11 protein-coding genes and 1 tRNA gene are annotated in these 14212 nt (G+C 65.0%); 6 read left to right on the top strand and 6 right to left on the bottom strand.

Going from position 1 to position 14212, the window contains the following annotated elements; translation table 11 throughout:
* On the top strand, positions 1–1125 hold a 1125-nt coding region (locus A5686_RS09665), incomplete at its 5' end, for a condensation domain-containing protein (RefSeq protein WP_231986332.1).
* Between the two features lie 14 nt (positions 1126–1139).
* A complete protein-coding gene (locus tag A5686_RS09660) occupies positions 1140–1814 on the top strand; it encodes an isoprenylcysteine carboxylmethyltransferase family protein (RefSeq protein WP_067933530.1) in 675 nt (224 codons plus the stop codon).
* Between the two features lie 1917 nt (positions 1815–3731).
* On the opposite strand, the gene A5686_RS09655 is transcribed toward A5686_RS09660, so the two are convergent.
* Positions 3732–3805 (bottom strand) — tRNA-Leu (locus tag A5686_RS09655).
* 112 nt (positions 3806–3917) lie between these two features.
* On the opposite strand from A5686_RS09655, the gene A5686_RS09650 reads away from it, so the two are divergent.
* Positions 3918–4535: an ANTAR domain-containing response regulator gene (locus tag A5686_RS09650; protein WP_067933529.1), complete on the top strand. Its 618-nt coding sequence runs from the start codon at positions 3918–3920 to the stop codon at positions 4533–4535.
* Between the two features lie 127 nt (positions 4536–4662).
* On the opposite strand, the gene A5686_RS09645 is transcribed toward A5686_RS09650, so the two are convergent.
* Positions 4663–5865 (bottom strand): lipid-transfer protein, encoded by a 1203-nt coding sequence (locus A5686_RS09645; RefSeq protein WP_082947566.1) that lies wholly within the window; start codon positions 5863–5865, stop codon positions 4663–4665.
* A complete protein-coding gene (locus A5686_RS09640; protein WP_067933527.1) occupies positions 5862–6305 on the bottom strand; it encodes a Zn-ribbon domain-containing OB-fold protein in 444 nt (147 codons plus the stop codon). Before A5686_RS09640 ends, A5686_RS09645 begins: the two co-directional genes overlap by 4 nt.
* A 164-nt stretch (positions 6306–6469) precedes the next feature.
* Here A5686_RS09640 and polA point away from each other — a divergent pair, with 164 nt between their 5' ends.
* The 3 genes from polA (at position 6470) to coaE (ending at position 12055) form a co-directional block, all read left to right on the top strand.
* Entirely contained in the window at positions 6470–9130 is a 2661-nt protein-coding gene (gene polA / locus A5686_RS09635) for a DNA polymerase I (RefSeq protein ID WP_197520536.1), read from the top strand.
* A 255-nt stretch (positions 9131–9385) separates the two neighbouring features.
* The gene (gene rpsA, locus A5686_RS09630) at positions 9386–10822 is read left to right on the top strand and encodes a 30S ribosomal protein S1 (RefSeq protein WP_067933522.1); all 1437 of its coding nucleotides are present in this window, start codon (positions 9386–9388) and stop codon (positions 10820–10822) included.
* 18 nt (positions 10823–10840) lie between these two features.
* A complete protein-coding gene (gene coaE / locus A5686_RS09625; RefSeq protein WP_067933521.1) occupies positions 10841–12055 on the top strand; it encodes a dephospho-CoA kinase in 1215 nt (404 codons plus the stop codon).
* A gap of 16 nt (positions 12056–12071) precedes the next feature.
* On the opposite strand, the gene A5686_RS09620 is transcribed toward coaE, so the two are convergent.
* The 3 genes from A5686_RS09620 to ligD are packed head-to-tail and all read right to left on the bottom strand — an operon-like array spanning position 12072 to position 14209.
* On the bottom strand, positions 12072–12485 hold the full coding sequence (locus A5686_RS09620; protein WP_067933500.1) for a hypothetical protein: 414 nt from the start codon (positions 12483–12485) through the stop codon (positions 12072–12074).
* Between the two features lie 55 nt (positions 12486–12540).
* Complete coding sequence (locus A5686_RS09615) at positions 12541–13326, bottom strand: Fpg/Nei family DNA glycosylase (RefSeq protein WP_067933498.1); 786 nt, start codon at positions 13324–13326, stop codon at positions 12541–12543.
* Positions 13319–14209, bottom strand: a complete 891-nt coding sequence (gene ligD / locus A5686_RS09610; RefSeq protein WP_067933493.1) for a non-homologous end-joining DNA ligase — start codon at positions 14207–14209, stop codon at positions 13319–13321. The genes A5686_RS09615 and ligD overlap by 8 nt, the downstream gene beginning before the upstream one ends.
* Between the last annotated feature and the right edge of the window lie 3 nt (positions 14210–14212).

The raw sequence follows: 14212 nt of genomic DNA, 5'->3' as shown, positions 1-14212 counted from the left end.
TATCGCCGGTTTGTCAGCTGGCTGGCCGGTCGTGACCTTCAGGCCGCCCGCGCGGCCTGGCGTGCGGTGCTGGCCGGCTTTGACACTCCCACGTTGGTCGGGCCAGCCGATCGGGTGGGCCATGGGCGTCGTGGCGTCGCCTCCTATCGGGTGCCCGAGCCGCTCACTCGTGCTGTTGGCGAGCTGGCTCGCTCGCAGCACACCACTGTCAACACCGTGCTGCAGGCCGGGTGGGCGCAGCTGCTGGTGTGGTTGACCGGCCAGCACGACGTCGCCTTTGGTGCGGTGGTCTCGGGTCGGCCGGCCGAGGTGCCCGGCGCCGAGGCGATGGTGGGCCTGCTGATCAACACCGTGCCGGTGCGGGCCAACCTCACCCCGACAACGACCACCACCGAGCTACTCGACCAGCTGCAACGCGCACACACCAAAACCGTTGAACACCAACACCTGGCACTTAACGACATCCACCGCATCACCGGCCACGACCAACTTTTCGACACCGTTTTCGTTTACGAGAACTACCCGGCCGATGCCCCGGCTTTGGTGGGCGCCGACGGGTTGACCGCAAGCGAGCTCACCACCCACGACAGTTATCACTATCCACTCACGATCCAGGCTGGGCCCGGCCGTGAACTGACCCTGAGGGTTCAATACCGCACCGATGTCTTCGCCATCGCCGGGATCGACGCGGTGGTGGAGCGGTTTACCCGAGTTTTGGCTTCCATGGCCGCTGGCCCGGGGCGCCCCATCTTGTCGTTGGTTTCATTCGACAAGAATGATTGCGGTCGGGGCAGCAGAGCGCTGGCGGGGCAGCCCGCGATCACAGCGGTGCCGTCGCCGAAACGTCACGTCATCGGCGAGGGTTCTAGCGCCGCCCCGACCACCCTGGTCGATGAGATTCTGGCCGACATCTTCGTCCAAGTGCTGGGTATCGACCGCGTCGGCGTCGACCAGTCATTTTTCGACCTGGGCGGGGACTCGCTATCGGCCTTGCGAGCGATCGCCGCGATCAATGCAGCGCTGAGTATCGAACTGCCGGTGTCCACGCTCTTCGAAGCGCCATCCGTTCGAAGCCTGAGCCAGCAGGCGAGCAGGCATGCCAGCAAGGAGAATTTCCCTCGGTGAATCAAGGAGAGTCGGTGAAATCCATTCTCAAAACGTTGGTATCCGGGCTGATTGACCCTGTCGTGTTCGGCTTGCTCGTGTTTGGGACTGCCGGCACCCTCGATTATTGGCAAGCGTGGGTTTTTCTGACGGTAACTTCTCTTTCGACATGGATGCTTGGCGTCTTCCTGCTGCGGACCAACCCCACGGTGCTTCAGAGGCGGACGCGTGGTGGGCCAACAGCAGAGACCCGAAGTGCGCAGAAGGTCATCATCGTCGGCTGGTACCTGTCGCTCGCCGCAACGGTCGTGCTCAGCGCCCTTGACCATCGCTTTGGTTGGTCGGGAGCACCAACCGTAATCTGTTTGGTCGGCGATGTTCTGGCAGTCGCTGGACTCAGTGTGGTGATGCTCGTGGTCATTCAAAACAGCTATGCGAGCGCCACAGTCCGGGTCGAATCAGACCAAAAGCTGACTTCCACCGGGCTATATGGGCTGGTGCGCCACCCCATGTACTCCGGCAACGTCATCATGATGCTCGGCATCCCGTTGGCGCTCGGTTCCTACTGGGGACTCGTCTTCGGCATGCCCGGCGTGATCATGCTCGCGTTGCGTATAAGAGACGAAGAACAGCTTCTCCGAAACGAGTTAGACGGATACCGCGAATACACAGAAAAGGTTCGCTACCGCCTCGTCCCGTGCATGTGGTGACATCTGTACGACCTGAATGCCGGGGGATCCCGTTTTGTGAACGATCGTGCTTAAGCAATTCTCGGCTGCGGCCATCATGGCTTTTGTCAGGACTGGTAGGGGCTTATGTCAAGGGCCGCATAGCATTTCCCAAGTTAGTGAATTAGCAGCACGCTCCTCGCGGCTGCCCGGAACCGCGCTCGCCGCATGTTCCGGACGCCGGCCGAGCGCGCGTGCGGCTGCCTACTTGTCATACAAGCTGAGTCCCCTCGGTGAGATTCGAACTCTATTTTGGACGAAATCGGCATGCGGCGACGGGCAGTATTGGCGTGCACTTCGAGTCGCCAACACAAAAACCTTTCCAGCGGTTTGAGCAATATTCCACACACGTCAAAAGACAGCGATAGCATCAGGCAACCGGCGGTAATTCATTTCCCGCTGTCATCTCACCAGCAGGAAGGTGTGATCGATGAAAAAAATATTGAAAGCTGTTGCAGCGGCCGTAGTCCTGAGCGGTGTGATGCTGGGATCGTCGGGCTGCATAACGATTGACCTTGCACCCCATGTCCTTGGCCCGGCCCCTGGCCTCTGACGGCTGATTGGTGCATTGCCCACCCGTTCGTCATTGACTTGACGACCGCCATTTCCCGCGGCGATGCGTCAGCCTGCATAGGGTGTTCAGAGTCGCCACGAGTTGACGCGACTGCCGGCTGGACCGGCACGGTTGAGGGTCGTCGAGGATGGCCCGACGAGAGCGCTACCGCTGTCAGACCGGGACGTTCGGCCGCGGCTGGCGCAGCGTCGTGCTCAGTGCGCACAGCCATATCCGCCGTATGACGAATCAGGCGGTGCAGCAGCGGCACTGAGCGCTGCAGACGGCAGAGCGGCAACGGGAAGGCCGGGACCACGATATCTGGTTCGTTGGTAATCGCTTTCGGCGGCTTTGCGCTTTACTGCCTTACCCGCGCGGGTGTATCGGGTGCGTCCATTGGGCGAGTGTCATCGTTACTCTCAAATACGATGGGGGCGGTTGCATCTCGAGGGAAGGGGCTCGCGGAGCCGAGGGCTCCTGACGCTTCTCGCAAACGAGTTTTCAATGTCACATGTGAAGCTGATTTTTTCTGGCGAAATACTGCTGCAGCCTCTGGCTCGGCTGGATGGTCATTTGCTGAGATTTCCATACCCCCTTTTCGGCGGGCGCGGCGCAAACCGAGTCGGCAGTTTAAAACTCAGGGTCAAGGTCAATATTTAGATCTACAGGTTCCTGATGGGAGGTCCTTTGATGAGCATGCTTATTCGCCGCATGGCGGGCGTCGTCATGATGGCAATAGCGCCCATGGCGTACGTGGCAGCGGTGTCTCCGGGGATGAGCTCGGCTCAACCGCCAGATTGTGGTCCGGGCAATTGGTGGAACCCGGGGGCCAATGCTTGCCAGCCGTTGGGGGCACCGCCGCCGCAGGATTGCGGTCCCGGTAACTGGTGGGACCCGGGGGCCAATACGTGCCGACCCGTCGTGCCACCACCGCAACCCTAGAGCGGGAGCTGCTGGGACACATCAGAACTCCATCCGCTCACGGTCGGTGACGCGGTACGACGTATCCGCAACGTTCGGCGGCGACGTTTTCAGGGACGGTGAGCATGTCGCCCGTGAGGCCGCTGCCGTCAAAAACTGCGCGCCAGAATATGGCGCTCGAGGTCCCGGTGCCGGCCGACCGATGCCAGTCCCTCCTGCCGCGTGGGCGTAAATGGGACGCAGAGACCATCTGGGGCCGGGTGCCGGCAGTTGGCGCTCTCTAGCACCGAAATTCCATAGACGTACGGAGTTTTTGCGAGATTCCAATCTGGTAATCGACTGGTCGGAAGCTGAGGGGGCAATGGCAAAGGGGATCAGGGGCCTTGTCAACGATTAGCAAGTACCAACCGCGTCCACAGCATGAGTGCCCTCGGTGAGATTCGAACTCACACTGTACGGGTTTTGAATCCGTTTCCTCTGCCAGTTGGGATACGAGGGCATGCGGCCTCTTACCTTAGAGGCAGCCTCCCACCATAGAGGATCATGAGTGCCCACCTGCCTCACCGCCCCCGAGGTCGCTGGTCTGAGGCGTTCACGACACAATATCCGTCATGACAGGCCCCACGACCGACACCGACGCCGCTGTGCCGCGCCGGGTCCTGATCGCTGAAGACGAAGCGCTCATCCGAATGGACCTCGCCGAGATGCTCCGGGAAGAGGGTTACGAGATCGTCGGTGAGGCCGGCGACGGACAGGAAGCCGTCGAACTGGCCGAGCGCCATCAGCCGGATCTGGTGATCATGGATGTGAAGATGCCGCGTCGCGACGGCATCGACGCGGCCTCGGAGATAGCCAGTAAGCGCATCGCGCCGATTGTGGTGTTGACCGCGTTCAGCCAGCGTGACTTGGTGGAGCGGGCGCGGGACGCCGGCGCCATGGCCTACCTGGTGAAGCCGTTCACCATCAGCGACCTCATCCCGGCCATCGAATTGGCTGTCAGCCGCTTCAGCGAGATCACCGAGCTGGAACGCGAGGTTGCCACGTTGTCCGACCGGCTGGAGACCCGCAAGCTCGTCGAGCGCGCGAAAGGGTTACTGCAGAGCGAGCAGGGCATGACCGAGCCCGAGGCCTTCAAGTGGATTCAACGGGCCGCGATGGACCGCAGGACCACGATGAAGCGGGTGGCCGAAGTCGTCCTGGAGACCTTGGATCCGTCCAAAGACGCTTGAGTGTGAACCCACGGCGTTCAGTGTGCGCTGGTGGCGACGACACGCCGACGCCGGCCGCCGTGCTCGCACACTGAAAGCCGTGCTTGCACACTGAAAGCCGTGGCCTGATCGCCGGCGGCCGTAGACCCTAGCGGGCGACGATCACCGAAGACCCGTGCCCGAAGAGGCCTTGGTTGGCCGTGACGCCGACCTTGGCGTTCTCCACCTGCCGGCCGGTGGCCTGGCCCCGCAGCTGCCAGGTCAGCTCGCAGACCTGTGCGATCGCCTGGGCGGGAATGGCCTCGCCGAAGCACGCCAGCCCGCCCGACGGGTTGACCGGAACCCTGCCGCCGATCGTGGTGGCGCCAGTGCGCAGCAGCTCCTCGGCTTCACCCTTGGGGCACAACCCCAGGTGCTCGTACCAGTCGAGTTCCAGCGCGGTGGACAGGTCGTAGACCTCGGCCAGGCTCACGTCCTCGGGCCCGATGCCCGCCTCGGCGTACGCCGCGTCGAGGATCTGGTCCTTGAACACCCGCTCGGGCGCGGCCACGACGGCGGTGGAATCCGTTGCGATATCCGGCAATTCGGGCAGATGCTGCGGGTAGCGGGGAGTGACCGTGCTGACCGCACGCACCGACGGCACGCCGTCAAGCGAGCCCAGGTGCTTGCGAGCGAACTCGGCGCTGGCGACGATCAGCGCCGCGGCGCCGTCCGAGGTGGCGCAGATGTCCAGCTGCCGTAGCGGATCGGAGACTACGGGACTGGCCAGCACGTCGTCGACGGACGATTCCTTGCGGTAGCGCGCATTCGGGTTCTGCAGGCCGTGCTGGGAGTTCTTGACCTTCACCCGAGCGAAGTCCTCGGAGGTCGCACCGTAGAGATCCATCCGGCGCCGCGCGAGCAGCGCGAAGTACACCGGGTTCATCGCACCGATGAGGTGGAAGCGCTGCCAGTCGGGGTCGTTCTTGCGCTCGCCGCCGACCGGCGCGAACGCGCCCTTCGGCGTGGTGTCGGCGCCGACGACCAGAGCGACGTCACAGAACCCGGCCAGGATGTGGGCGCGGGCGCTCTGCAGCGCCTGCGAACCGCTGGCGCAGGCGGCGTAGCTCGAGCTGACCGGCACACCGTTCCAGCCGAGTTTCTGGGCGAACGTCGACCCCGCGATGAAGCCGGGGTAGCCGTTGCGGATGGTGTCTGCGCCGGCGACCATCTGGATTTGCCGCCAGTCCAGCCCGGCCTCGGCCAGCGCCGCGCGGGCGGCGACCACGCCGTATTCGGTGAAGTCGCGGCCCCATTTGCCCCAGGGGTGCATTCCCGCGCCAAGGATGTAGAGGGGTTCGGGATTACTCACGATGCGATCCTCCACGCGTGCACGAGGCGTTCGACACCGTTGTCGTCGGTGAACAGGGTCATGGTGGCCAGCTCCATCTCCATGCCGACCTTCAGGTCCGCGGCCAGCGTGCCGTCCACCACCTTGCCGAGCACGATGATCCCCTCGTCGGCCAGCTCCACGGTAGCAATGGCGAACGGCTCAAAGAGGTCCGCCGCCGGGTAGGGCGCGGGCGGCGGGTACCGGTTCTCGGTGTAGCTCCACAGCGTCCCCCGGGTCGACAAAGCGACGGGCTCTAGGGCGTCGCCGGCGCAGGCCGGGTTGGGGCAGTTGTTCTCCCGCGGCGGGAAGACGTAGGTGCCGCACTGGGGGCACTTGCTGCCGATCAGATGGGGATTTCCGGCGTCGTCGGTGGCGAACCACCCGTCGATCGCGGGTTCTTGGCTGGTGACCTCTGGCACTGGGTCAGACTACCGAGGCCGCGGCCAAAACTGAAACGTGTTGCAGTTCGGCCGGTGGCACCGTCGGGGCGCCCAGCTCGTCACACCGGGTGCCTAGAGTGAGACCCGTGCCCGCCACGAAAACCACTACGAAGGCCAGCGAGGAACAGACCGCGCCGACGCTGATGTTGCTGGATGGCAACTCGCTGGCGTTTCGGGCGTTCTATGCGCTGCCCGCCGAGAACTTCAAAACCCGCGGCGGGCTGACCACCAACGCGGTCTACGGCTTCACCGCCATGCTGATCAACCTGCTGCGCGACGAGGCCCCGACCCACATTGCCGCGGCGTTCGACGTGTCCCGGCAGACCTTCCGCTCCGAGCGCTACCCGGAGTACAAGGCCAACCGGTCGGCGACGCCCGACGAGTTTCGCGGCCAGATCGACATCACCAAGGAAGTCCTCGCGGCATTGGGCATCACCGTGCTCGCCGAGGAGGGATTCGAGGCAGACGACCTGATCGCGACCCTGGCCACGCAGGCCGAAAAGGAGGGCTATCGGGTGCTGGTGGTCACCGGCGACCGCGACTCGTTGCAGTTGGTCAGCGACAACGTGACGGTGCTCTATCCCCGCAAGGGGGTCAGCGAATTGACCCGTTTCACCCCGGATGCCGTCGTCGAAAAGTATGGGCTGACGCCCGCGCAGTATCCCGACTTCGCCGCCCTGCGCGGCGATCCCAGCGACAACCTGCCCGGCATCCCCGGCGTGGGCGAGAAGACCGCCTCCAAATGGATCGGCGAGTACGGGTCGCTGCAGGGGCTGGTCGACAACGTCGACTCCGTACGCGGCAAGGTGGGCGACGCGCTGCGCGAACACCTGGCCAGCGTCATCCGCAACCGTGAGCTGACCGATCTCGTCAAAGACGTGCCGCTGGCCCAGACCCCGGACACGCTGCGCCTGCAGCCGTGGGATCGCGACCAGATTCACCGGCTCTTCGACGACCTGGAGTTCCGGGTGTTGCGGGACCGGTTGTTCGAAACGCTCGCCGCGGTGGAGCCCGAGGTCGACGAGGGCTTCGACGTGCGCGGCGGGGCGCTGGAACCCGGCGAGTTGGCCGTGTGGCTGGCCGAGCACAGTTCGGGAAAGCGGTTCGGCCTGGCCGTCGTCGGCACCCACCTGGCCTACGACGCCGACGCCACCGCGCTGGCCATCGTCTCCGCCGACGGCGAGGGCCGCTACATCGACACCGCGACGCTTGATCCCGAAGACGAAGCGGCGCTGGCATCTTGGCTGGCCGACCCCGGTCCGCCCAAGGCGCTGCACGAGGCCAAGCTGGCGATGCACGACCTGGCCGGGCGAGGCTGGACGCTGGCGGGCGTCACCTCCGACACGGCGCTGGCGGCCTACCTGGTGCGCCCCGGGCAGCGCAGCTTCTCCCTCGATGACCTTTCGCTGCGCTACCTGCGCCGCGAACTTCGCGCCGAAAACCCCCAACAGCAACAACTTTCGTTGCTCGATGATACCGAGGGCACCGACGAGCAGGCGGTACAGACGCTGATCCTGCGCGCCGTGGCCGTACTGGATCTGGCCGACGCGCTCGACGAGGAGTTGGCCCGCATCAACTCCACCTCGTTGCTGAGCGGTATGGAGCTGCCGGTGCAGGCAGTGCTGGCGCGCATGGAAAACGCCGGCATCGCAGTCGATTTGGATCTGCTCAACGAGCTGCAAAGCGATTTCGCCCACCAGATCCGCGACGCGGCCGAGGCGGCGTACGCGGTGATCGGCAAGCAGATCAACCTGGGCTCGCCGAAGCAGTTGCAGACCGTGCTTTTCGACGAGCTGGAGATGCCAAAGACCAAGCGCACCAAGACCGGCTACACCACCGACGCCGATGCCCTGCAGTCGCTTTTCGACAAGACCGGCCACCCGTTCCTGCAGCATCTGCTGGCCCACCGCGATGCCACCCGGCTCAAAGTCACCGTCGACGGATTGCTCAACTCGGTGGCCTCGGACGGGCGCATCCACACCACGTTCAACCAGACCATCGCCGCGACGGGCAGATTGTCCTCGACCGAGCCGAATCTGCAGAACATCCCGATCCGCACCGAGGCGGGGCGGCGGATCCGCGATGCGTTCGTCGTCGGTGAGGGCTATAGCGAGCTGATGACGGCGGACTACAGCCAGATCGAGATGCGCATCATGGCTCATCTGTCCAAGGACGCAGGCCTTATTGAGGCGTTCAACACCGGGGAGGACCTGCACTCGTTCGTCGCCTCCCGGGCATTCGGCGTGCCGATCGAAGAGGTCACCGCCGAGTTGCGCCGCCGGGTCAAGGCGATGTCCTACGGTCTGGCCTACGGATTGAGCGCCTACGGACTTTCCGCCCAGTTGAAGATCTCCACCGAAGAAGCCAAAGACCAGATGGAGCAATACTTCGCGCGGTTCGGCGGGGTGCGCGACTACCTGATGGACGTCGTGGAGCAGGCCCGCAAAGACGGTTACACGTCAACGGTCTTCGGCCGCCGGCGCTACCTCCCCGAACTCGACAGCAGCAACCGTCAGGTGCGCGAAGCCGCCGAACGCGCGGCGCTCAACGCGCCTATCCAGGGCAGCGCGGCCGACATCATCAAGGTGGCGATGCTCGAGGTCGACAAGGCGATCCGCGATGCAGGGCTTTCGTCGCGGATCCTGCTCCAAGTGCACGACGAGCTGCTGTTCGAGGTCGCGCCCGGCGAGCGGGCACAGCTCGAGGCGCTGGTACGCGACAAGATGGGCGGGGCGTATCCGCTGGACGTCCCGCTGGAGGTCTCGGTGGGTTACGGGCGCAGTTGGGACTCCGCCGCGCATTAGCGCGGCGATCCGGGCGCTGCCACGCACTGGGGCCGCCGAGCGGTTATGAACTGCACAAACCGTCCCCGAGCTGCGGTACCGCCCGCTTGGAGGGAGCACGTCGCGGCGAGAATTTGCCGTGATGTCAAATTCTGGGCAACCGATCGACGCGAGCCGACGGCGCTGAGTTTGGCCAGCATGTGCCCAGTCGAGTAGCCTCGACAGGTAAATCCCAATTGTCCCTACGACCAAACCTGTCCGGAGCAACCCAACAACATGCCGAGTCCCGCTGTCACCTCGCCGCAAGTAGCCGTCAACGACATTGGCTCGAGCGAGGACTTTCTCGCCGCAATAGACAAAACGATCAAGTATTTCAACGATGGCGACATCGTCGAAGGCACGATCGTCAAAGTGGACCGGGACGAGGTGCTCCTCGATATCGGCTACAAAACCGAAGGGGTCATCCCCGCCCGCGAACTCTCGATCAAGCACGATGTCGACCCGAATGAGGTCGTTTCCGTCGGTGATGAGATCGAAGCCCTGGTCCTCACCAAGGAGGACAAAGAGGGTCGGCTGATTCTCTCCAAGAAGCGCGCGCAGTACGAGCGCGCCTGGGGCACCATCGAGGCGCTCAAGGAGAAGGACGAGGCCGTCAAGGGCACCGTCATCGAGGTGGTCAAGGGAGGCCTGATCCTCGACATCGGGTTGCGCGGCTTCCTGCCCGCCTCGCTGGTGGAGATGCGCCGGGTGCGTGATCTGCAGCCGTACATCGGCAAGGAGATCGAGGCCAAGATCATCGAGCTGGACAAGAACCGCAACAACGTGGTCCTGTCGCGACGCGCGTGGCTGGAGCAGACCCAGTCCGAGGTGCGCAGCGAGTTCCTCAACCAGCTGCAGAAGGGCGCCATCCGCAAGGGTGTCGTCTCCTCCATCGTCAACTTCGGTGCATTCGTCGACCTCGGCGGTGTGGACGGTCTGGTGCACGTTTCCGAGCTGTCCTGGAAGCACATCGACCACCCGTCCGAGGTTGTGCAGGTCGGTGACGAGGTCACCGTCGAGGTGCTCGACGTCGACATGGACCGCGAGCGGGTTTCGTTGTCGCTGAAGGCGACTCAGGAAGACCCGTGGCGGCACTTCGCCCGCACCCACGCCATCGGCCAGATCGTGCCCGGGAAGGTCACCAAGCTGGTCCCGTTCGGCGCTTTCGTGCGTGTCGAGGAGGGCATCGAGGGTCTGGTGCACATCTCCGAGTTGGCCGAGCGCCACGTCGAGGTTCCCGACCAGGTGGTCGCCGTCGGCGACGACGCGATGGTCAAGGTCATCGACATCGACCTGGAGCGCCGCCGGATCTCGTTGTCGCTCAAGCAGGCCAACGAGGACTACACCGAGGAATTCGACCCGGCGAAATACGGCATGGCCGACAGCTACGACGAGCAGGGCAACTACATCTTCCCCGAAGGCTTCGACTCCGAGACCAACGAATGGCTAGAGGGATTCGAGAAGCAGCGCAACGAGTGGGAGGCCCGCTACGCGGAGGCCGAGCGTCGGCACAAGATGCACACGACGCAGATGGAGAAGTTCGCCGCCGCCGAGGCAGCCGGGCACCCCGAGCAGGCGCCTGGCAATGGCGCTCCTCCGGAGAAGGCGGGCGGATCGCTGGCCAGCGATGCGCAATTGGCCGCTCTGCGGGAGAAGCTCGCCGGCAACGCGTGACGTCTCCCTGACCACGCCATGCTGCGCATCGGGCTGACCGGTGGCATCGGCGCCGGCAAGTCGGCGCTGTCATCCACTTTCGAACAATGCGGTGCAGTCATCGTCGACGGGGACGTCATCGCGCGTGAGGTGGTTCAGCCCGGAACCGAGGGCCTGGCCTCGCTGGTCGAGGCGTTCGGGAGCGACATCCTGCTTCCGGACGGATCGCTGGACCGGCCCGCCCTGGCTGCCAAGGCTTTTCGCGACGACGAGGCGCGCAAGACGCTGAACGGCATCGTCCATCCGTTGGTGGCCAATCGCCGTTCGGAAATCATCGCTTCGGTGCCCGACGATTCCGTTGTGGTCGAGGACATTCCGCTGCTGGTGGAATCCGGGATGGCGCCGCTGTTCCCGCTCGTCGTCATCGTGTACGCCGATGTCGAGGTGCGGCTGCGGCGCCTGGTCGACCAGCGCGGCATGTCGGAGGATGACGCCCGCGCGAGGATCGCCGCGCAGGCAACCGACGAGCAGCGCCGCGCGGTCGCCGACATTTGGCTGGACAACTCGGGCAGCACCGAGGAGTTGGTCCAGCGGGCCCATGCCGTGTGGAACAACCGCATCGTCCCGTTCGCGCGTAACCTGAGCGCGCACCAGATCGCCGAGGTTCCCGCCCGGTTGGTGCCGTGCGACCCGGCTTGGTCGGACCAGGCGCGACGGATCGTGAACCGCCTGCGGACCAGCTGCGGGCACCGGGCGCTGCGTGTCGATCACATCGGCTCGACCGCCGTGCCGGACCTCGCCGCCAAGGACGTCATCGATGTCCAAATCACCGTTGAATCCCTTGCCGTCGCAGACGAACTCGCCGAGCCGTTGCTTTCCGTTGGGTATCCGCGCATCGAGCACATCGCTGAGGACGTGGCCAAGAATGATGCCCGCAGTACGGTGGAGAGCTACGACCACGGGGACGATCCGGCGCTGTGGTGCAAGCGAATTCACGCCTCAGCGGATCCCGGTCGACCCACCAATGTGCACATTCGGGTGGACGGCTGGCCCAATCAGCAATTCGCCCTGCTGTTCGTGGACTGGTTGACGGCCAACCCCGATGCCCGCGCCGATTATTTGAACGCCAAGCGCGCCGCCGAAAAGGCCGCCGACGGAGACACCGCGGCCTATGCCGAGGCCAAGGAGCCGTGGTTCCTCGACGCCTACCGCCGCGCGTGGGAGTGGGCCGACTCGACGGGCTGGAAGCCCTAGCCCGATGGTGGCGCGCCTAGGGGATGGGTGCGCCGCACTGCAGCGCCCCGTTCATGGGATCGGCGTTGCCGGCGACCGGTCTGACCAACTGGTCGGTCTGGACGAAAACATTGTCGTCCACGTCGATCTCGCAGTGCACGTTCGCCGAGTACGGGAAGTGCACCACGACGCGCATGCCGGCCTGCTGCGGGTCGGGCAACACCGTGTCGGCTTCGAATGCGTTGCCGGGCATCGCACTCAGTCCGGCCGTGTTCGTCTGACCGCCGCTGATCACGAAGATGGCCTGGCTACCGGTCGTCACGCCGTCGATCCTGGCCCGATAGGTGATGTTGTGTAGATCCGCTCGTGCCGTTGCCGGATTCAGCTGGGCGCCGACGGCGATGATCGTCGCCGCGGCGATCGGCAGCAGCCTGCGACCATGGGAGCTCATTGCAGCTGAGATTACGCTCACCGTCGCCCGGTCGACCAGGCTGTTCGGCGGACGGCTAGGGCTGGCAACGGGGACACCAGAACGACATCCGGCCACCGATCCGGCCGCGGCGAAGGAGGCTGCCGCAGCGCGGGCAGTGCGGGTCGGCATCGTCGCGTGCCCCGGTGAGCCAACGCGGCAGGCCGGGAACCCGGCCATGGCGTACCGCGGTATGCAGCACTTGCGCCATGGCACGATGCAAATTTTTGACGTCGTCGTCGCCCAGCTCCGCAACCGAAACCGTGGGCCGAATTCTGGCCCGCCAGCAGATTTCGTCGACGAGCAGATTGCCCAGGCCCGCGATCACCGACTGGTCCATCAGCGTCGGCTTCAGCGGCCCACCCCTCGTGCGTCGCGCGGCGACCACGTCACGAAACTCTCGTAGGCCCATGCCCAGCGCGTCGGGCCCCTGCGCGCCCAACACGTCGGCGAGCTCGTCGTCGTCGGCGGCGAGCCAGACCCCGCGAAGCTTGCGCAGGTCGGCATACCGCAGTTCGCCTCGGTCGAGCGACACCACCAGTCGCTCATACTTTTCCGGATCGGCGCCGGCTTTGGCGTAGTACGGGTGTCCGGTCATACCGCTGTGGATCAGCAGCGCCGGACCATCGGTCGGCAGTATCAGCCATTTGCCGTGCCGGCGCGGGGCTCCGAACCGGTGGCCGACCAGGCGCCGGGCGAGGGTGGCGGCGGAGGCGTTGCGCAGGATCCCGGCGTCGCGGACGTCTACGCATTGAATTCGGCGGCGGGGCAGGGCTTTAGCCAGCTCGCGCCGGAATCCTTCGACATCCGGCAGTTCAGGCACGAAGTTTCGCTAATCGTTCGAGTGGCCGGGTCAGCGAGCGGGCGTGCCGGAACATGTCTGCCCACGGATCGCGTTGCCCAGCGAGCCGGTCGGGGACATCGCGAATGCTGAACCGATCGGCCCGCAGACCCCGGGTGTCCAGTTCGTCCCACTCCAACGGGGTGGCCACCGACGCACCTGCGCGGGCCCGCACAGAGTACGGCGCCACCGCGGTCTGCGCGTAGGCATTACGCATGACGTCCAGGTAGATGCGGCCATCGCGTTTGTCTTTGCGGGCTTCCACGGTGCGGTGTGCGGCATCGTCGGCGGCGACGACTTCCGCGACGTCGCGGGCGAATTGCCGCACGGTGTCGAAGTCGGCTTCGGCGCGTAGCGGCACCACGACATGAAGCCCCCGCGATCCGGTGGTCTGCACGTAGCGCGCCAGCCCCAGGTCATCGAGCACGTCGGCCACCGTGCGGGCGGTCGCGCGCACCACCGCGAAATCGGCGTCGGAGGGATCAAGATCGAAGACCAAGCGGTCAGGCTGGTTCAGTTTGCCCCGGCGCGATTGCCACACGTGCAGGGTTATGCAGTTCTGGTTGGCCAACCAGCGCAGCGCTTCCGGGCGTTCGGCCAGCGGATGGACCAGGGTGCCGCCCGCTTTGTCGACCTGGACCCCGCTCATCCAGTGGGGCAACGTATCGGCGAAATCCTGTTGCACAAAACCGTTTTCACCGATGCCTCGCGGGAAGCGTTGCACGGTCAGCGGGCGGCCCTTCAGGTGCGGCAGCATGGTCTCGGCCACCTCGCCGTAGTACTCGGCAAGGTCTGACTTGGTGATTCCGTTCTCCGGGAACATGACCCGGTCCGGGTGGGTGATCTCGACGTCGATGCGTGGCATCAG

Origin of the sequence: Mycobacterium sp. E2479, from assembly GCF_001667925.1 — a bacterium.
Classification (GTDB): domain Bacteria; phylum Actinomycetota; class Actinomycetes; order Mycobacteriales; family Mycobacteriaceae; genus Mycobacterium.
Note: the sequence above shows the minus strand (reverse complement) of the source record. Positions and strands in the feature narration are given on the sequence as shown.